Origin of the sequence: Achromobacter xylosoxidans (assembly GCF_001457475.1) — a bacterium.
GTDB lineage: Bacteria > Pseudomonadota > Gammaproteobacteria > Burkholderiales > Burkholderiaceae_B > Achromobacter > Achromobacter xylosoxidans.
The window spans coordinates 592,194-612,233 of record NZ_LN831029.1 but is presented as its reverse complement, the minus strand read 5'-3'; the positions used below and the strand labels follow the sequence as shown (position 1 = coordinate 612,233).

At 70.1% G+C, this 20,040-nt stretch carries 14 protein-coding genes; 10 read left to right on the top strand and 4 right to left on the bottom strand.

Features of this window, described 5'->3' with window-relative positions; genetic code table 11:
• Window positions 1-63: 63 nt before the first annotated feature.
• The 10 genes from AT699_RS02855 (at window position 64) to AT699_RS02810 (ending at window position 10,977) form a co-directional block, all read left to right on the top strand.
• Entirely contained in the window at window positions 64-930 is an 867-nt protein-coding gene (locus tag AT699_RS02855; protein WP_006388541.1) for an ATP-binding protein, read from the top strand.
• Complete coding sequence (locus tag AT699_RS02850) at window positions 923-1,885, top strand: Nudix family hydrolase (protein WP_024067644.1); 963 nt, start codon at window positions 923-925, stop codon at window positions 1,883-1,885. Before AT699_RS02855 ends, AT699_RS02850 begins: the two co-directional genes overlap by 8 nt.
• A 297-nt stretch (window positions 1,886-2,182) precedes the next feature.
• Window positions 2,183-3,619, top strand: coding sequence for an ABC transporter substrate-binding protein (locus tag AT699_RS02845; protein ID WP_024067643.1), 1,437 nt, complete (start codon window positions 2,183-2,185; stop codon window positions 3,617-3,619).
• A 4-nt stretch (window positions 3,620-3,623) separates the two neighbouring features.
• Window positions 3,624-4,745 carry an ABC transporter ATP-binding protein gene (locus AT699_RS02840; protein ID WP_024067642.1) on the top strand — a complete coding sequence of 374 codons (1,122 nt, stop codon included), beginning with the start codon at window positions 3,624-3,626 and terminating at the stop codon, window positions 4,743-4,745.
• Window positions 4,742-5,686 carry a carbohydrate ABC transporter permease gene (locus AT699_RS02835; RefSeq protein WP_024067641.1) on the top strand — a complete coding sequence of 315 codons (945 nt, stop codon included), beginning with the start codon at window positions 4,742-4,744 and terminating at the stop codon, window positions 5,684-5,686. The genes AT699_RS02840 and AT699_RS02835 overlap by 4 nt, the downstream gene beginning before the upstream one ends.
• A complete protein-coding gene (locus tag AT699_RS02830; RefSeq protein WP_006388536.1) occupies window positions 5,676-6,575 on the top strand; it encodes a carbohydrate ABC transporter permease in 900 nt (299 codons plus the stop codon). Before AT699_RS02835 ends, AT699_RS02830 begins: the two co-directional genes overlap by 11 nt.
• A 9-nt stretch (window positions 6,576-6,584) precedes the next feature.
• The gene (locus AT699_RS02825; protein ID WP_024067640.1) at window positions 6,585-7,514 is read left to right on the top strand and encodes a DUF6963 family protein; all 930 of its coding nucleotides are present in this window, start codon (window positions 6,585-6,587) and stop codon (window positions 7,512-7,514) included.
• Window positions 7,501-8,166: a TetR/AcrR family transcriptional regulator gene (locus AT699_RS02820; RefSeq protein WP_024067639.1), complete on the top strand. Its 666-nt coding sequence runs from the start codon at window positions 7,501-7,503 to the stop codon at window positions 8,164-8,166. Before AT699_RS02825 ends, AT699_RS02820 begins: the two co-directional genes overlap by 14 nt.
• 7 nt (window positions 8,167-8,173) lie before the next feature.
• Window positions 8,174-9,673, top strand: a complete 1,500-nt coding sequence (locus AT699_RS02815; RefSeq protein ID WP_024067638.1) for an N-acyl-D-amino-acid deacylase family protein — start codon at window positions 8,174-8,176, stop codon at window positions 9,671-9,673.
• Window positions 9,674-9,723: 50 nt separating this feature from the next.
• Window positions 9,724-10,977, top strand: coding sequence for a D-amino acid dehydrogenase (locus tag AT699_RS02810; RefSeq protein ID WP_024067637.1), 1,254 nt, complete (start codon window positions 9,724-9,726; stop codon window positions 10,975-10,977).
• A gap of 73 nt (window positions 10,978-11,050) precedes the next feature.
• Here the strand turns inward: AT699_RS02810 and AT699_RS02805 are convergent, their stop codons facing one another.
• From AT699_RS02805 to AT699_RS02790, 4 genes are all read right to left on the bottom strand, one after another.
• Complete coding sequence (locus AT699_RS02805) at window positions 11,051-12,049, bottom strand: Bug family tripartite tricarboxylate transporter substrate binding protein (RefSeq protein WP_024067636.1); 999 nt, start codon at window positions 12,047-12,049, stop codon at window positions 11,051-11,053.
• 209 nt (window positions 12,050-12,258) lie between these two features.
• Complete coding sequence (locus AT699_RS02800) at window positions 12,259-13,833, bottom strand: efflux transporter outer membrane subunit (RefSeq protein ID WP_024067635.1); 1,575 nt, start codon at window positions 13,831-13,833, stop codon at window positions 12,259-12,261.
• The gene (locus tag AT699_RS02795) at window positions 13,830-16,940 is read right to left on the bottom strand and encodes a multidrug efflux RND transporter permease subunit (protein ID WP_024067634.1); all 3,111 of its coding nucleotides are present in this window, start codon (window positions 16,938-16,940) and stop codon (window positions 13,830-13,832) included. The genes AT699_RS02800 and AT699_RS02795 overlap by 4 nt, the downstream gene beginning before the upstream one ends.
• Entirely contained in the window at window positions 16,937-20,035 is a 3,099-nt protein-coding gene (locus tag AT699_RS02790; protein ID WP_024067633.1) for an MdtB/MuxB family multidrug efflux RND transporter permease subunit, read from the bottom strand. The genes AT699_RS02795 and AT699_RS02790 overlap by 4 nt, the downstream gene beginning before the upstream one ends.
• Window positions 20,036-20,040: the final 5 nt, after the last annotated feature.

Sequence of the window (20,040 nt, the reverse complement as noted above, 5' to 3'; positions counted from 1 at the left end):
TGCCCGCGAATGCGACGCGGGCCCGGTGCCGGGCCCGCCCGTTCGCTCTTCCAGGATCACACCGTGACCGCGACCGAATTCACCACCCTCATCCAGCGCGCCGAGCGCGTCCTGGCCCAGCTCGAAGCCTGGCTGCCGCCCGCCCCTCCCGACATCGACTGGAACGCCCACGCGTTCCGCTGGCGCAAGCGCGGTTCGCGCGGCTGGCTCGACGCCGTGCGCCACGTGGCCCGCATCGAACTCGAAGACCTGCAGCACATCGAGCGCCAGAAGGGCATCATCGACCGCAACACCGTGCAGTTCATCGAGAAGAAGCCCGCCAACAACGTGCTCATGACCGGCGCCCGCGGCACCGGCAAGAGCTCGCTGGTCAAGGCCATGCTGGCGGCCTACGGCGACCGCGGCCTGCGCCTGATCGAGGTCGACAAGTCCGACCTGGGCGACCTGGCCGACATCGTCGAACTGGTGGCCGCGCGCCCCGAGCGCTTCATCGTGTTCTGCGACGACCTGTCGTTCGAGGAAGGCGAGGCCGGCTACAAGGCGCTCAAGTCCGTGCTGGACGGCTCGGTGGCCGCCTCGGGCGACAACGTGCTGATCTACGCCACCTCCAACCGGCGCCACCTGATGCCGGAATACATGAGCGAGAACCTGCAGGCCAAGCACCAGCCCGACGGCGAGATCCACCCCGGCGAAACCGTCGAGGAGAAGATCTCGCTGTCCGAGCGCTTCGGCCTGTGGCTGTCGTTCTATCCCTTCAAGCAGGACGACTACCTCGACATCGTCTACCACTGGCTGCGCGAGCTGGGCTGCCCGGAAGCGCAGATCGAGCCCTCGCGCACCGAGGCCTTGCAGTGGACGATCGAGCGCGGTTCGCGCTCGGGACGCGTCGCCTATCAATTCGCCCGTGACTGGGCTGCCCGCCATGTCTGACAAAATCATCGATGTCGCCGCCGGCCTGATCCTGCGTCCGGACGGCATGCTGTTGCTGGGGCAACGCCCCGAAGGCAAGCCCTGGTCGGGCTGGTGGGAGCTGCCCGGCGGCAAGCTCGAACCCGGCGAGACCGTGCTGCAGGCGCTGGCGCGCGAGCTGCAGGAAGAGATCGGCATCCGCGTGACGCAATCTCGCCCGTGGGTGACCTACGTGCACGCCTACCCGCACACCACGGTGCGCCTGGCGTTCTGCCACGTCACCGGCTGGGAAGGCGAGCCGCGCAGCCTGGAGAACCAGCGCCTGGAATGGGTCGACCCGGCCAACGCCGCGTCCGTCGGCGACCTGCTGCCCGCCACCCTGCCGCCGCTGCGCTGGCTGCAGCTGCCGACCGCCTATGGCATCAGTTCGATCGGCTCGCGCGCCGGCCTGTCGGCGTTCCTGGGCCGGCTGGACGCGGCGCTGGCGCGCGGCGTCAGGCTGGTGCAACTGCGTGAACCGCAGTGGCCCGACGGCCCGGCCTCGGCCTCGCTGCACGAGGCGCTGCAGCAGATCGTCAAGCGCTGCCGTGCCGCCGGCGCCCGCGTGCTGGTCAACAGCGCCCATCCAGCCGCCTGGTGGCGCGAGGCCGACGGCGTGCACCTGCGCAGCGCCGACGCCGCAAGGCTGACCTCGCGCCCCGAATTGCGGGCAGGCGCCCTGGTCGGCGTCTCGGCGCACGACAACGCCCAGGTGGTGCATGCGCGCGAGCTGGGCGCGGACTTCGCCGTGCTCGGCCCCGTGCTGGACACGCCCTCGCACCCCGGCGCGCCGACGCTGGGCTGGGACGGCTTCGTCGCCGGCAACCGCGACGCCGGCATCCCGGTCTTCGCGCTCGGCGGGCAATCCACCCAGACGGTCTCGCAGGCCCTGCGCCACGGCGCGCACGGCATCGCCGGCATTCGCGGCCTGATCTGACACGGGCGGCGCAGGCGGGATCGCCGGCCCGCCGCCCTGTCCATGACCGGCGCGCCGCGCCGGTTTTTTTTGCGTCCTAGGGAAACTCCCCCCTTGCCGCGAAAGGTGGCCAGGTCCTATCTTCGCTACTGATGTGACCACATGGTCACTTCGGATGGCCAGCTCGTCGAACGCGAGGCGGAGCAACGGGTTCAACATCCCGACGCCCGCTCGCTGGCGCCATCGCGCCGCCATCCCGCTTCATCGCTTTTGCTGCACCGTTTCTTTGTCGTCGATCCCACCACAAGGAAGTCCAGCATGCCCCAGCCCCTCCATCCCGATGGCCGCCCCAACCCGGTTCCGGCCGACGCCCAGCGTCGCGACTTCATCCTGCGCGGCGCCGCGGGCCTGGCCGGCGCGGCCGGGCTGGCGGCCGGCGGCTGGCCCCTGCGGGCGCTGGCACAGGCCGCCTCGCCGCTGACCTTCGCCTTCTGGCCCTGGGGCAGCGAGATCGTGCAACAGGGCGCCGCCCGCTTCACGCAGGAAAGCGGCGTGCCGGTGAATCTGTCGCCGATCCCCGGCGACTACGCCGCCGTGCTGGAAACCCAACTGGCCGCAAAGGCGCCACTGGACATGTTCTATGCGCAGCGCGGCCAGGCCTCGCGCTGGTACGCGGCCGGCTGGATCCGCCCGATCGACGACATGCCCGGGCTGGCGGACATCCAGAAGCAGATGTTCCCCGGCATCGTCGAGGACGCCAAGGCCACCGACGGCCGCTACCTCGGCCTGACCTATTACAACGGCGGCCCCTACGCGCTGTTCCGCAACGAGAAGATGCTGGGCGAGGCAGGCTACGGCGGCACCGCCAACGCCGCCGACTACCCGCGGGACTGGGCCACGGTCGAAAAACAGGCGCGCGAAATCAAGCAAAAAGGGTTGGCGCAGCACCCGATGCTGATGCCCTGGTACAACGCCTGGACCGGCCTGCCATGGGCCCTCATCGCGCAATGCTTCGCCGAGGGCGAGCGCTTCGTCGACGGCGAGCTGCGCGCCACCTTCGGCCCCGACACGCCGCTGACCAAGGTGCTGAGCGACTGGAAGCGCTGGTGGGACGATGAACTGGTGCAGCGCGCCGTGCTGACGTGGTCGGGCACCGAAACCTCCAGCTCCTGGATGAAGGGCCAGCACGCCTTCCACCTGAACATCGATTACTACAGCTTCAACTACAACGATCCCGCCAAGAGCCAGATCGCCGAATACTCCAGCTACAACCCGGTGGTGCCGGGCGCCACCCACGACACCGTGCTGGTGGGGCATGCGCTGTTGTGCATGTCGACGCGCAAGCGCAGCGACGCCGAGCAGGCCGCGCTGTGGGAACTGGTGAAGTACTTCGGCTACCGCGACCGCGCCGGGCAACTGACCACGCACAAGAACTGGATCGCCAAGGCCAACCTGGAAGTGCCCTTTCCCGAGCTTTACCGCGATCCCGAAAGCCGCGCCGCCATCATGAAATGGATGTACCCGGCGCATCGGGAGCAGGTCTACCAATGGCTGTTCGAGGGGCGCGAGAAGGCCGTGGCCGCCAATATCCTGAAGGCCCCCTGGTACCAGGAATGGGATACCGGCATGCATGAGATGATCGCGCAGGACATGCTGATCAAGGGCACCCGCACGCCCGCGCAAGTGGCCACCGAGCTGCGCGCGCGCTGGGACGGCCTGTACAAGAAGTACGCCAAGATCCTCAAGCGGAGCTGATGACATGGCCAGCGTCTCCCTGCAAGGCATCGAGAAGTCATACACCCACTTCCAGGCAGTGCGCTCGCTCGACCTGGACATCCGCGACGGCGAATTCGTGGTGCTGCTGGGGCCGTCGGGCTGCGGCAAGACCACCACGCTGAACATGATCGCCGGCCTGGACACGCCCACCGGCGGCCAGATCCGCATCGACGACCGGCGCGTGGACCAGGTGCCGCCGCACCGGCGCAACGTGGCCATGGTGTTCCAGAGCATCGCGCTGTATCCGCACATGACGGTGCGCGAGAACATCGGCTTTCCGCTGCGCATGCAGAAGCTGCCGGCCGCCGAAGTGCGCGGCAAGGTCGAGCGGGCGGCCGCGCTGCTGCGGGTCGAATCGATGCTGGACCGCAAGCCCTACCAGCTGTCGGGCGGGCAGCGCCAGCGCGTGGCCATCGGCCGCGCGGTGGTGCGCGACCCCGACCTGTTCCTGTTCGACGAGCCGCTGTCCAGCCTGGACGCCAAGCTGCGCACCGACATGCGGGTCGAGCTCAAGCGCCTGCATCGCAGCCTGAACGCGACCTTCATCTACGTCACCCACGACCAGGTCGAGGCCATGACGCTGGCGGACCGCATCGCCGTCATGTCGGGCGGCAACCTGCTGCAGTTCGCCGACCCGGACACCATCTACCGTCGCCCCGCGACCATGGAAGTGGCGGACTTCATCGGCAACCCCGGCATGAACTTCCTGCGCGGCACGCTGGAGACGCACGACGGCGCGCCGGCGCTGCGCACCGCGGGCGGCGCCTATCCGCTGCCCGCCGCGCTGGCGGCCGCCGCGCGCGGGCTGCCGGCGGGCAGCGAGGCGGCGATCGGCATCCGCCCCGAAGCCATGGCGCCGGCGCCGCTGGCCGGCGACGGCCTGCTGCTGCAAGGCCAGGTGTGGGCGGTGGAACCGGTCGGATCGGACCAGTTCGTCGACATCATCACCGCCGGCGAGGACGGCCCGCGCCTGCGCGCCCGCCTGTCGCCGGAACGGCGCTACGAAGTCGGCGCGCCGATCGCGCTGGCGCTGCCCGCGGCCCGCCTGTACCTGTTCGACGCCGCCGGCCTGCGGGTCCATGGCGGCGAGGAGCCGCGCGCATGAGCGCCGCCAGCCTGCCGCGCGCGTCCCTGCCGCTGCCCGCGCGCGGCGGCAAGGAGATGTCGGACCTGGGCTTCGCGCTCACGGTGATCATCGCGGTGTACGCGCTCAACACCCTCATCATCGGCGTGCCGCTGGGCTATTCATTCTGGCTCAGCCTGCACGACACCAACGCGATACTGCGGACCCAGGAATTCGTCGGCGCCGACCTGTATGCCGAGGTGCTGTCCGACAGCGCCGTCACCGACGCCATCTGGCGCAGCCTGGGCTTCGTGGCGATGTGCGTGGCCGGCTCGTTCGTGGCGGCGCTGGGCATCGCCCTGGTGCTGAACGAGGACATGCCGCTGCGCGGCCTGGTGCGCGGCCTGGCATTGCTGCCGTGGGCCATGTCGCAGGTGGTGACGGCGACGGTGTTCTCGTTCCTGCTCAACCCCAGCTTCGGCGCGCTCACGGGACTGCTGGCGCCGCTCGGACTGGCCGGGCCGGGGACGGTGTGGCTGAGCAGCGACTGGGCCCTGTTCTGGGTGGCGCTGGCCTTCGTCTGGCACGTCGCGCCGCTGGGCAGCTTCTTCTACCTGGCGGCGCTGCAGACCATTCCGCGCGACCTGTACCGCGCCGCGCGGGTGGACGGCGCCGGTCCGCTGGCGCGCTTTCGCCACATCACGCTGCCGCACCTGAAGCACACCACGCTGATCGTGCTGGTGGTGATGACGGTGGAGGCCGTGCGCCAGTTCGACCTGCTGTTCTCGCTGACGCGCGGCGGGCCCGGCACGTCCACGCAGATCCTGCCGCTGCTGATCTTCCGCTACAACTTCGAGTTCTCGAAGTACGGCCTGGCCTCGGCCGCCGCGTTCCTGCTGACGGTGCTGTCGCTGCTGCTGGCCACCGCCTACTTCATGCTGATCCGCAAGAAGCGCCCGCAAGGAGGCAACCATGCGCAATGACGCGGCCCGCGTGGCCGGCGAAGGCTGGCGCCCCTGGCTGGTGGGCGCGGGCGTGGCCCTGGTGGCGTTCTGGTGCCTATTCCCGCTGTACTGGACGCTGAAGGCCTCGTTCATGGACGAGTCGGCCATCATCATGGGCGTGGCGCACCATGCGGGCGGCTACACCTTCGAGAACTACCTGCGGGTGCTGGGCCTGTCCAGTTCCGATTCGATCTTCGGCGGCCAGACCCGCGCCATCATGGCCGGCTTCGTCAACAGCGCGCTGGTGGCGCTGCCGGCCGCGGCCGCCGGCACCGCCATCGCCACGCTGGCCGGCTATGTGCTGGGGCGCTTCGAGTTTCCGTTCAAGGGACCGCTGCTGTACGTGCTGCTGGCCTCGCGCACGCTGCCGCCGATCGCGCTGCTGATTCCTTACTACGTGTTCTTCGCCGCCATCGGCCTGGCCGGCAGCCTGTTCGGGCTGTGGATCGTCTACCTGACCGCCGTGATCCCGCTGCTGTCGTGGGTGCTGATGGGCTATTTCGCCTCGCTGCCGGTCGAGATCGAACGGGCCGCGCGCATGGACGGCTGCACCCGCTGGCAGATGCTGCGGCACGTGACGCTGCCGATGGCGCTGCCGGGCATCGCGGCGGCCTTCATCATCGCCTTCCTGGTGGGCTGGAACGACCTGCTGTTCGCCATCGTGCTGACCGGCGGCACCTCGGCGCAGACGCTGTCGGCGGCGCTGCTGGGCCTGTCGCCGCTGATGCCGGGCTTTCGCGCCGACCTGGGGCTGTTCGCCGCCGCCAGCATGCTGGCCGCCCTGCCGCCGCTGGCGCTGGCCATGCTGTTCCAGCGCTTCATCACCAACCTGAACATCGTCGATCCCGTGACGAGCAACACGGACTAGGAACCAGGCATGACCATCGGCATCGCGGCTTACGGACCGAACGCCGGCGCGGCGGTACGCGCCGCCGCCCTGGGCGCCGAGCTGCTGGGGCACGGCGCCCAGGGCGGCTTCGCCGTGTTCGCGGTGCTGGACGAGCAGGGCCGCGCGCGGCACGCGACCGTCCAGCGCGGCGGCGTGACCGCGCTGGACCTGCCGCCGGATTGGCTGCGGGCGCGCCATGCCGCCCTGATCGAAAGCGGCCCCGACCGCCCCGAACCGCTGGCGCAGTTCCTGCCCGGCGCCGACGGGGTCGGCCTGGTGACCGGCCACCGCCTGCCCAACCGGCCCGGCGCCGACGGCGTGCCGCTGAACCAGGCCGTGCTGCGACGCCTGGCGGCGGGCGAGGCCGCGGGGGTCGCCGTGGCCGAGGTGCTGCGGGCCCATCCGGAAGTCGACGCCGGCCTGATCGCGCTGTCCGCGGCGGGCCAACTGGCCTGGGGCAACAGCGCCCGCGTGGCGCGCCGGCCCGACCAGGGACAGGCCTGGCGCGACGACGGCGCCTGCCGGCTGGCGGTCCTGCACAATTCGATCTTCCCCTGCCCGCCCCTGGCCGAGGCCATGGCCGATCTGGCCTGGCACCTGCTGACCGGCGGCGTCGGCGCCTACCGCGCCCTGAGCCTGCGCGCGCCCGTGGCCATCAGCGCCGGCCCGCGCGACCGGGTGCTGGTGGACGACCGCCTGCGCGTCACCGGCATCGAACAGGCCGACCCGTCGCTGCCGGCGACGCGGCGGCGCGCCAATGCCGTCTACCTGGGCAGCGAAGTCTGGCAAGATGGCAGGCATATCGGCCATACCGTCAGCGAACTGGTTGTGGACATGGCCGACGGTCGGGTGTCCGGTCTGCCGGACCCCGCCCGCTCCCTCCTCATCATGAAGGAACCGGCCAATGTCCCGACGTGAGAATACCGAGCGCCAGATACTGCAGGCCCTGGAAGACCAGATCAAGGAAACCGGCATGGGCGGCGTGGGCATCAACGCCATCGCCAAGCGCGCCGGCGTCAGCAAGGAACTGATCTACCGCTATTTCGACGGCATGCCTGGCCTGATGCTGGCCTGGATGCAGGAACAGGATTTCTGGACCCGCAACCCCGGCCTGCTGGCGGCCGACGAATCCAGCCAGCGCAGCCCCGGCGAACTGGTGCTGTCGATGCTGCGCGCGCAGATCGACGCGCTGGCCGGCAACGAGACGCTGCGCGAGGTGCGGCGCTGGGAACTGATCGAACGCAACGAGGTATCCGCGCCGCTGGCCGAACGCCGCGAACGCGCCGCGCGCGGCTTCATCGACCGCGTCGACGGCCTGACCGACGACATGGACGCGCCCGCCGTGGTCAGCGTGATGCTGGCGGGCGTGCTGTACCTGATGCTGCGCGCCAAGACCGAAAGCCACTTCCTGGGCGTGCCGCTGCGCACGCAGGAAGGCTGGGACCGCATCAATGGCGCGCTCGAACACCTGGTCAAGCACGGCTTTCCCGACTCGCTCAACCAAGAATCCCTGGCCAACCTGGAAGCGCGCCGCAAGAAACCCCGGCCGCCCGCCGACACCGAGACCTGACACCCCCATGCCCGCGCAACCCGACCCGCAGGAATACGACCTCATCATCAGCGGCGGCCTGATCGCCGACGGCCTGGGCGGCCCCGCGCGCCGCGCCGACGTGGCGATCAACGGCGAACGCATCGCCGCCATCGGCGACGGCTCGGGCTGGCGGGCGCGGCGCCGCATCGACGCGAGCGGCCGGGTGGTGGCGCCGGGCTTCATCGACTGCCACACCCACGATGACCGCGCCCTGCTCGGCTCGCCGCTGATGCGGCCCAAGGTCAGCCAGGGCGTCACCACCGTGATCACCGGCAACTGCGGCATCAGCCTGGCGCCGGTGCACGCGCCCGGCGATACGGTGCCGCCCCCATTGAACCTGCTGGCGCAGCACACCGGCGAACTGTACGCCCGCATGCAGGACTACGCCGCGGCCCTCGACGCCAGCCCGGCGGCGGTCAACAGCCTGGCGCTGGTGGGCCATTCCAGCCTGCGGGTGTCGGCCATGGAGCGCCTGGACCGCCCCGCCGACAAGCGCGAGATCGCCGCCATGCGCCATGCGCTGGACCAGGCCATGGCCGCCGGCGCGGCGGGCCTGTCCACCGGCCTGTACTACCCCACCGCGATGCACGCCAGCACCGAAGAGGTGATCGGGGTGGCCGAGCCGCTGGCGTCCTGGCAGGGCCTGTACACCACCCACCTGCGCGACGAGGCCGACCACGTCTGCGATGCCATGGAAGAAGCCTTCCTGATCGGCCGCGCCGCCGACGTGCCGGCGATCCTGTCGCACCACAAGGTCACCGGCAAGCACAACCACGGCCGCACCGCCGAAACGCTGGCGCTGTTCGACCGCGCCCGCGCCGACCAGCCGCTGGGCATGGACGTCTACCCCTACGCCGCCTCGTCCACCATCCTGGAGCCGCGCCGCGTGCCGGCCGGCGAAAAGATCATCGTCACCTGGTCGCAGACGCGGCCCGAGATCCAGGGCGTGGACCTGCGCGAACTGGCGGCGCGCGAGGGCAAGGATCCGCAGCGCCTGGCCGAGGAACTGTCGCCCGGCGGCGCCATCTACTTCTCGATGGACGAGGACGACGTCAAGCGCGTCATCGGCCATGGCAGCGTGATGATCGGCTCCGACGGCCTGCCCCACGACCAGCGGCCGCATCCGCGCCTGTGGGGCGCGTTCTCGCGGGTGTTGGGGCGCTACGTGCGCGAGATGCGGGTGCTGGGCATGGAAGAGGCGATCCGCCGCATGACCAGCCTGACGGCGGCCCAGTTCGGCCTGCGCGACCGCGGCGTGCTGCGCGCCGGCTGTTATGCCGACGTGGTGGTGTTCGACCCGGCCGTGGTGGCCGACCTGGCCACCTTCGCCGAACCGCTGCAACCGTCCGCCGGCATCCAGGCGGTGCTGGTCAACGGCCAATTGGTGGAAGAAGGCGGCGCGCCCACCGGCGCCCGGCCCGGCCGCCTGCTGCGCGGCGCGGAACGCGCCGCGCCCGGTTTCGAGACGCCCGCCTGGGCTGCCTGAACCCCGCCATCCGGCGTCGTCGGCGCACGCCGCCCCTTTTCCGGAGCATCATGCACACAATCGTCATCGGCGCGGGCGTGGTCGGCATGGCCACCGCCTACTACCTGCATCGCGAAGGCCATCGGGTCAGCGTGGTCGACGCCAGCCCGGGCCCGGGCCTGGCCACCAGCCGGGCCAACGGCGCCCAGCTCAGCTACAGCTTCGTCGCGCCGCTGGCCGACCCCGCCGTGCTGCCCAAGCTGCCGGCCTGGCTGCTGGGGCGCGACACGCCGCTGCGCTGGCGGCCGCGGCTGGATCCGGCGCAATGGCGCTGGTGCCTGGACTTCCTGCGCGCCTGCACCCGCGGCAAGAGCCGCGCCACCACGCGCGAACTGCTGGCGCTGGGCCTCTACAGCCGTCAGTGCGTGCACGAGCTGGTCGGCCGCGAGCGGCCCGATTTCGATTTCAGTTCGCGCGGCAAGCTGCTGGTGTACCAGGACGCCGCCGCCTATGGCCGCGCGCTGGCGCAGATGGACTACCAGGCCACGCTCGGTTGCGAGCAGCGCGCGCTGGACCGCCAGGCCTGCCTGGACCTGGAGCCGGCGCTGGCCGACATCGGCGCCAGCATCGCCGGCGCCATCTACACGCCGACCGAGGATGCCGGCGACTGCCTGCGCCTGTGCACGGAACTGGAGCGGCTGCTGCGCGCCACGCCCGGCCCGGTGGACTTTCACTTCGACACGCCGGTCACGGCGCTGCGCGGCGAGAACGGCCGCATCGTCGCGCTGGACACGCCGCGGGGCGAGCTGCGGGCCGACAACTACGTGCTGGCCGGCGGCATCGGCGCCCAGGCGCTGGCGCGCCGCATCGGACTGGACCTGCGCATCTATCCGCTCAAGGGCTACAGCCTGACCTACACCCTGACGGCCGACAGCGTCGCGCCGATGTCGAGCATCAGCGATATCGGCCGCAAGGTCGTCTATGCGCGGCTGGGGCAGCGGCTGCGGGTCGCGGGCATGGTCGATATCGGCGCCGCCGATGCGGCCATCGACCGGCTGCGCACCGACAGCCTGGAGGCGGACGTGGCGCGCTTCTTCCCGCGCCTGAATCCCGCTGGCGCGCCGCAGCCCTGGGCCGGCCTGCGCCCCGCGCGTCCCGATGGCAAACCGCTGATCGGCGCCACGCCGTGGCGCAATCTGTGGCTGAACGCCGGGCATGGCGGCCTGGGTTTCACGCTGGCAGCGGGCAGCGCTCGGATGCTGGTGGACCTGATGCGCGGGCGCCGCCCCGCCGTCGATCCGGCGGCATTCGCGCTGGCCGCCTGAAGGCCCGTCCCGGCCTCGCACCGCCGGCGCTTCAGGCCGGCGCTTGCGGAAGATCGCGGCCGGCCTGGCCGCCTCAGTCCGCCTTGATGCCGCGGCTCTGGATCAGCTTGCCCCACTTGTCACGCTCCTTCACCTCGAAGGCCGCCAGATCCGCGCCGAACAGGTTGCCCGGGGTGGCGCCGCCTTGCGCCAGCGACTGCTTCAGGGCCGGCGATTGCAGCGCCTGCTTCATCGCCGCGATCAGCTTGTCGACCACCGGCGCCGGCGTGCCGCGCGGCGCATACAGGCCCGACCATGCGGTGACTTCGAAACCGGGCAGGCCGGCTTCGGCCATGGTGGGCAGGGCGGGCGCGGCGGGGCTGCGCTCGGCCGACGTGACCGCGATGCCCCGCAGGCGGTCACCGGCCTTGAGCGCGGCCATCGAACTGGGCAGGTTGTCCATCAGGATGTCGACCTGGCCGCCGATCACCGCGGGGATCGCCGCCGACGAGCCCTTGAACGGCACGTGCAGCATCTGCAGACCCGCCATCGATTCGAAGTAGGCGCCCGTCAAATGCACCGACGAACCGATGCCCGGCGAGGCGTAGGAATACTTGCCCGGGTCTTTCTTCACCGCGGCCATGACATCCTGCAACGTGCGCCACGGCGAGCCGGCCGCGACCGCCATCACGTTGGGCGTGGACGCGATCATGCCCAGCGGCACCAGGTCGGTGGCGGGATTGAAGCCGATGTTGCTGTAGAGGAACTGGTTGACGCTCTGGGTGCCGACCGAACCCAGCACGATGGTGTAGCCGTCCGGCTGGGCGCGGGCCGCGGCGGCCACGCCCAGGTTGCCGGCGGCGCCCGGCTTGTTCTCGACCACGATGGACTGGCCCAGCGCCGGCCGCATGTGCTCGGCGATGGTGCGCGCGAAGATATCGGTGGTGCCGCCGGGCGGGAACGGCACGATCAGCGTAATGGGCCGCTGCGGCCACGTTGCCGCGGCCGCCGGCGCGGCCATGCCTGCCGCCATCGCGATCACGCCGGCGCACGCCGCGGCGGCGCCGGTCCCTGCACGAAACAACCTGCCCATCCTCTTTCCCCTTCGTGTGAAGTGTTCGATTGATCAAACGGAATCGGGTGCATCGGTACTTCGCGGTTCGACGCGGCCGGCCTCGCCATGGGCGGGATGTCGCATCGTGGGCTGACGCCCGACGTGACCGAACGGTCACTTTTTCCGCATTAGGAACCCGGGGCCCCGGCTTGTCAATCGGGAGAAGGAGGAGTCGGGCGTTATCCCTACTAAGGTTGGCTGGCCGGCTGCGCGCCGGCCGGCGCCACGCTCTGGCCCGCGCCCGGCCGATCGCCGGCCATCGGCGCGCCAGCGGCCTGGCCGCCGGCCGCGGCGCCGCCCTGCGCCGGCGCCAGCCCCTGCCAGCCTCCGCCCAGCGCGACGATCAGGTTGACGCTGGCAATCAGGCGGTTGCCGTACAGGCTGAGCGCGCTGCGCTCATTGCTGAGCGCGGTGGCGTCGACCACCGCCACGCTCAGGTAATCGACCAGCCCGGCCTTGTACTGGTTCTGCATCAGCCGCAGCGATTCGCGCGCCGATTCCAATGCGCGGCGCTGCACCGTCTGTTCGTTTTCCATCACCCGCAGCTGGATCAGATAGTCCTCGACCTCGCGCAATCCTGTCAGCGCCGCCTGCCGGTAAGCGGCCGCCTGCGCATCGTAGGATGCGCGCGCCTGCTCGACCTGCGCCTGGCGCGCGCCGCCATCGAAAATCGTCAACGCCAGCGCCGGCCCCAGCGACCAGAAGCGCGCCGGCGCGGTCAGCAGTTCGGCGAACTGGCCGTTGCGAAAGCCCCCGTCGGCGGACAGGGTCAGGCTGGGGAACCAGGCCGCCTGCGCCACGCCGATCTGCGCATTGGCGGCGGCGGCGCGGCGCTCGGCGGCAGCCACGTCGGGACGGCGCTCCAGCAGCTCGGACGGCAGGCCCACCGGAATCTGCGGCAGTTGCAGCGAGAACGGCGCCGGCGGCAGGCTGAAGCGCGACGGCGCCTGTCCCATCAGCACCGCGATGGCATGTTCGTACTGGCCGCGCTGCCAGTCCAGGTCGATCGACTGCGCGCGCGTGCTTTCGACCTGGGTGCGCGCCACCGCCACGTCCGACTGCCCCGCCACGCCAACGTTGTAGCGGTTCTGCGTCAGCTGCAGCGACTTCTCGTAGGCCGCCACGGTGGCGTCCAGCAGGCGCTTCTGCTCATCCAGCACGCGCAATTGCAGATAGGCCTGCACCAGGGCGGCCTGCGCGCTCAGGCGCGTGGCGGCCAGATCAGCCAGGCTGGCCGCGGCGCTGGCCTCGGAAGACTCGACGCTGCGGCGTACCCGCCCCCACACATCCAGTTCCCAACTGACGTTGCCGGTCAGCGAGTACTGGTTGGACACATTGCCGCCGCCGGCCGACGAGGACGACGAACCGTTGCCGCCGCTGCCCGAGCGCGTCAGGCCGGCGCCCGCGCCCACCGTGGGGAAGAACCCGGCGCGCGCGCCACGCACCAGCCCCAACGCCTGCCGGTAGTTGGCCTCGGCCTGGGCGATGGTCTGGTTGGACGCATTCAGGTTGTCCACCAGTCCGTTGAGCGTGGCGTCGTCGTAGACGCGCCACCATTGTCCGCGGTCGACGTCGTCGCGCGGTTCGGCCCGCTTCCAGCCTGGCACCTCGACCTGTCCTTCCTTGTAGGCCGCGCCCACGTCCAGCGCCGGGCGCTGGTAGTCGGGGCCGACGGCGCAGGCGGCCAGCGCCGCGCACAGCGCCAGCGTCAGGCCGGCGCGCGGCAGGAATGCGTAGGGGAAAAGCTTGGCGTTGCGGATCATGGTTGTTCTATCGAAGCGGCCCCGCCGCGCCGGGCGCGCCCGCGCGCGGCCCAGAGGCGGAAGCGGTCAAGGTAAAGATAGACCACGGGCGTGGTGTACAGCGTGAGAATCTGGCTCAGCACCAGCCCGCCCACGATGGTGATGCCCAGCGGCTGGCGCATCTCGACGCCGGCGCCGGTGGCCAGCACCAGCGGCAAGGCGCCGAATATGGCGGCCATGGTGGTCATCATGATGGGGCGGAACCGTGTCAGGCAGGCCTGGAAGATGGCTTCGCGCGGCGCCATGTGCTGGTTGCGCTCGGCCTCCAGCGCGAAGTCCACCATCATGATGGCGTTTTTCTTGACGATGCCGATCAGCAGGAACACCCCGATCAGCGCGATCAGCGTGAAATCGGTGCGCACCAGCAGCAGGGCCAGCAGCGCGCCCAGCCCGGCCGACGGCAGCGTCGACAGGATCGTCAGCGGATGCACGAAGCTCTCGTACAGGATGCCCAGCACGATGTACATCGTGACCAGCGCCGCCAGGATCAGCCAGGGCTGCTGCGCCAGCGTCTGCTGCAGCACCGCCGCCGTGCCCTGGAAGCCGGCCTGGATCTGATCCGACGGCAGGCCGATGCGCGCCACCGCCGCGTCGATGGCGGCGGTGGCCTGGCCCAGCGACACGCCCGGCGCCAGGCTGAACGACACCGTGTCGGCCACGAACAGGCCCTGATGCTGCACGCTCAGCGGCGCGTTGGCGTTCTCGAAGCGGGCGAAGGCCGCCATCGGCACCCGCGCGCCGGTCGAGGTGATGACCTCGACCTGCTTGAGCGACTCGATGTCCTGCGCGAACCTCTGGTCCACCCCCAGCACCACGTGGTACTGGTTCAGCGGTCCGTACATCACCGACACCTGCCGCTGGCTGAAGGAATTGTTCAGCACCGTGGAAATGGTGGCCATGCTCACGCCCAGCCGCGTGGCGGCGTCGCGGTCGATCACCAGGTTGATCTCGCGGCCCTTGTCCTCGACGTCGGTATCGACGTCGGTGATCTCGGGAACCTTCGCCATGGCCTGCTGCACCTTGGGCATCCAGGCGCGCAGCAATTGCAGGTCGCCGGACATCAGGGTGTAGTCATACGAGCCCTGGCTCTGGCGGCCGCCGACCCGGATGTCCTGTTGCGCCACCAGGAACATGCGCGCGCCCGGCATGTTCTGCAATCGCGCCCGCAGCCGGTTGATGACCTGGTCGGCCGATACCTTGCGTTCCCCCAGCGGCTTGAGCTGGATCTGCATGAAGCTGCTGTTGCTGCCGCCGCGCCCGCCCGCGTAGCCGGTCATGCTCTGCACCGCCGGATCGGCCAGCACCACCTTGCGCAGCGCTTCCAGCTTGGGCACCGTGGCCTGGAACGAGGTGCCCTGGTCCACCCGGAAAAAGCCCAGCAGCTGGCCGGTGTCCTGCTGCGGGAAGAAGCCCTTGGGCACGACGGTGTACAGGTACACGTTCAGGCCGACCGCCGCCGCCAGCACCAGCATCATCAGCCGGCCATGGGCCAGCGCCCACGCCAGGCTGCGGCGGTAGCCGTCCTGCATCCAGTCGAAGCCGCGTTCCGCCCAGCGCGCCAGCCGGCCGGGCGGCTTCGGTTCCTTGGGCTCGGCCTTGAGCAGGCGCGCGCACATCATCGGCGTCAGCGTCAGCGACACCACCAGCGACACCATGATGGAGGCCGACAGCGTCACCGCGAATTCCCGGAACAGCCGTCCCGCCACCCCGCCCATCAGCAGGATCGGGATGAATACCGCCACCAGCGACAGGCTCATCGACAGCACCGTGAAGCCCACCTCGCGCGAGCCGCGCAGCGCCGCCCGCATCGGCGACATGCCGTTCTCGACGTGCCGCATGATGTTCTCCAGCACCACGATGGCATCGTCCACCACGAAGCCGGTGGCCACGATCAGCGCCATCAGCGAAATGGTGTTGAGCGTGAACCCGCACAGATACATGATGCAGAAGGTGCCGATCAGCGACACCGGCACCGCGACGCTGGGAATGATGGCCGCGCGCCAGCGCCGCAGGAACAGCAACACCACCAGCACCACCAGGCCCACCGCGATGATCAGCGTCAGCTCGGCCTCGTGCAGCGAGGCGCGGATGCTGGGGGTGCGGTCCTGCGCCACGGTCAGCTGCACGTCGGCCGGCATCAGCGCCAGCAGCGTCGGCAGTTGCGCGCGCACCGCGTCCACGGTCTCGATGATGTTGGCGTCGGCCTGGCGCCGCACGATCATCAGGATCGCGTTGCGCTGGTTGTAGAAACCGGTCTGGAACAGGTCCTCGACGGAGTCCTCGACCTTGGCCACGTCCGACACCCGCACCGGCGCGCCGTCGCGCCAGGCCACGATCAGCGGCCGGTATTGTTCGGCGCGGCTGAGCTGGTCGTTGACCATGATCTGCCAGTGGTACTGGTCATTCTCCAGCACGCCCTTGGGCCGGTTGGCGTTGGCATTGGCCAGCGCCGTGCGCACCTCGTCCAGCGACACGCCGCGATTGGCCAGCGCGCCCGGCAGCACGGTCACGCGCACCGCCGGCAGCGAACTGCCGCCCACCGTGACCTCGCCAACCCCGTCCACCTGCGACAGTTTCTGCGCCACGATGGTCGAGGCCAGGTCGTACATCTGGCCCTGGCTGAGCGTATCGGACGTCATCGCCAGCGTCATGATCGGCGCGTCCGACGGATTGGACTTGTGGTACGTGGGATTGCTGCGCAGGCTGGTGGGCAGCAGCGAGCGGGCGGCGTTGATGGCCGCCTGCACGTCGCGCGCGGCGCCGTTGATGTCGCGCGACAGGTCGAACTGCAGCGTCACGCGGGTCGAGCCCTGCGAGCTGCTGGAGGTCATCTCGGTCACGCCGGCGATGCTGCCCAGCGAACGCTCCAGCGGCGTGGCGACGCTGGACGCCATGGTCTCGGGGCTGGCGCCCGGCAGGCTGGCCGACACCGAGATGGTGGGAATGTCCATCTGCGGCAGCGGCGCCACCGGCAACAGGAAGAACGACAGCATGCCCGCCAGCACGACCGCCAGCGACAACAGCGTGGTCGCCACCGGCCGGACGATGAAGGGCGCCGACAGGATCACGGCGCGCTCCCGGCGCGCGCCTCGCGCATGCCGCGCCAGCGCCGCGACATGCGGTCGAACATCAGGTAGATCACGGGCGTGGTGAACAGCGTCAGCACCTGGCTCAGCAGCAGGCCGCCCACCATCACCAGGCCCAGCGGCTGGCGCAGCTCGGCGCCGGTGCCCGTGGACAGCATCAGCGGCAGCGCGCCGAACAACGCCGCCAGCGTGGTCATCAGGATCGGCCGGAAGCGCAGCAGCGCCGCCTCATGGATCGCCGCGCGCGGCGACAGGCCGCGCTTGCGCTCGGCGTCGAGCGCGAAGTCGATCATCATGATGGCGTTCTTCTTGACGATGCCGATCAGCAGGATGATGCCGATGATGCCGATCATGTCCAGCTCGGTGCCGCTGATCAGCAGCGCCAGCAGCGCCCCCACCCCGGCCGACGGCAGCGTCGACAGGATGGTGATCGGGTGGATATAGCTTTCGTACAGCACGCCCAGCACGATGTACATGGTGACGATGGCCGCCAGGATCAGCCACAGCGTGCTCGACAGCGAGTTCTGGAACGCCAGCGCCGCCCCCTGGAAGCGCGTCTCGACGCTGGCCGGCATGCCGATCTCGGCCTCGGCCGCGGTGATTGCCTCGACCGCGGCCGACAGCGACGCGCCCGGCGCCAGGTTGAACGACACCGTCACCATCGGGAACTGGTCCAGCCGGTTCACCGCCAGCACCGTCTTGCCCTCGGTGATGCGGGCGATGGACGACAGCGGCACCTGCGCGCCGGTCGAGGTCGGCACGTGGATCTGCCCCAGCGCGGCCGGGTTCATCTGGAACTGCGGCTGCACCTCCAGCACCACGCGGTACTGGCTCGACTGGGTGAAGATGGTCGAAATCAGGCGCTGGCCGAAAGCGTCGTACAGCGCCTCGTCCACCACGGAGGCGGTGATGCCCAGGCGCGAGGCGGCGTCGCGGTCGATCTCGACCCAGGTCTGCAGGCCGTCGTCCTGCAGGTCATCGGTCACGTCCTTCAGGCCCGGCACCTGGCGCAGCCGGTCGATCAGCTTGGGCGTCCATTCGCTCAGCACCTTCAGGTCCGGGTTGGACAGCGTCATCTGGTACTGCGTGCGGCTGACGCGGTCCTCGATGGTCAGGTCCTGCACCGGCTGCATGTAGACGGTCAGGCCGTCCTGCTTGCCGAAGGCTTGCTGCAGCCGCGCCATGACCGTGCGCAGGTCGCCGTTGCGCTCGGCCTGCGGCTTGAGCGCGATCTGCATGCGGCCGGCGCTGAGGGTGGCGTTGCTGCCGTCCACGCCGATGAAGGACGACACCGCCTGCACGTCCGGATCCTCCAGCGCCAGCCGCGCCGCCGCCTGCTGGCGCTCGGCCATGGCGGTGAACGAAATGGACTGCGGCGCCTGCGTGATGGCCTGGATCAGCCCGGTATCCTGCTGCGGGAAAAAGCCCTTGGGAACCAGGATGTACAACAGCACCGTCAGCGCGAAAGTGGCCAGGGCCACCAGCAACGTCAGCGGCTGGTGGCGCAGCACCTTCTGCAGCATGCGGTCGTAGGCGGCGATGGTGCGGTCGATGAAGGCGCCGGTGACCTGGTGAAAGCGCCCGTGCTTCTGCTCGGATTCGGCGCGCAGCAGGCGCGCGCACATCATCGGCGTCAGCGTCAGCGACACCACCAGCGAAATCAGGATCGACACCGCCAGCGTGATGGCGAATTCGCGGAACAGCCGCCCCACCACCTCGGTCATGAACAGCAGCGGGATCAGCACCGCGATCAGCGAGAAGGTCAGCGAGATCAGCGTGAAACCGATCTGCTGCGCGCCCTTGAGCGCGGCCTGCAGCGGCGTCTCGCCCTCTTCGATGTGACGGGCGATGTTCTCGATCATGACGATGGCGTCGTCCACCACGAAGCCGGTGGCGATGGTCAGCGCCATCAGCGTCAGGTTGTTGATGGAGAAGCCGGCCAGGTACATGATGCCGAAGGTGCCCACCAGCGACAGCGGCACCACCACGCTGGGAATCAGCGTCGCGGTCAGGCTGCGCAGGAACACGAAGGTCACCATCACCACCAGCGCCACGGCCAGCAGCATCTCGAACTGCACGTCGGCCACCGAATCGCGGATGGTCTGCGTGCGGTCGGACACCACCGCCACGTCCAGCGTGGCCGGCAGCGCCGCGCGCAGCTGCGGCAGCAGCGCCTGGATGCGGTTGACCACGTCGATGACGTTGGCGCCGGGCTGGCGCTGGATGTTCAGCAGGATGGCCGGCTTGTCGCCGGCCCAGGCGGCCTGGCGCGTGTCCTCGGCGCCCTCGACCGCGCGCGCCACGTCCGACAGGCGCAGCGGCGCGTTGTTCTTGTAGGCGATGATCAGGTCGTTGTAGTCGGTGGGCGACTTGAGCTGGTCATTGGCGTTGATGGTGGTCGAGCGCAGCGGCCCGTCCAGGTTGCCCTTGGGCTGGTTGACGTTGGCGCCCACCACGGCGGCGCGCAGGTCGGTCAGCCCCAGGCCATTGGCCGCCAGCGCCTGCGGATTGACCTGCACCCGCACGGCCGGACGCTGCCCGCCCGCCACGCTCACCAGGCCCACGCCGGGGATCTGCGACAGCTTCTGCGCCACCCGCGTATCGACCAGGTCGCGCACCTGCGGCAGCGGCATGGTGGGCGAGGTGATGGCCAGCGTCAGCACCGCCGCGTCGGCCGGGTTGACCTTGTTGTAGGTCGGCGGCACCGGCAGGTCGCTGGGCAGCAGGTTGGATGCCGCGTTGATGGCGGCCTGCACCTGCTGCTCGGCCACGTCCAGCGGCAGCGTCAGGTTGAACTGCATGGTGATGACCGAGGCGCCGCCCGAACTGGTCGACGACATCTGGTTCAGGCCCGGCATCTGGCCGAACTGCCGTTCCAGCGGCGAGGTCACCAGCGACGTCATCACGTCCGGGCTGGCGCCCGGATACAGCGTGGTCACCTGGATGGTGGGGTAGTCGACTTCGGGCAGCGCCGACACCGGCAGCATGCGGTAAGCAATGAAGCCCGCGATCAGGATGGCCACCATCGACAGCGTGGTGGCCACGGGCCGCAGGATGAACAGGCGCGACGGGCTCACGGGGC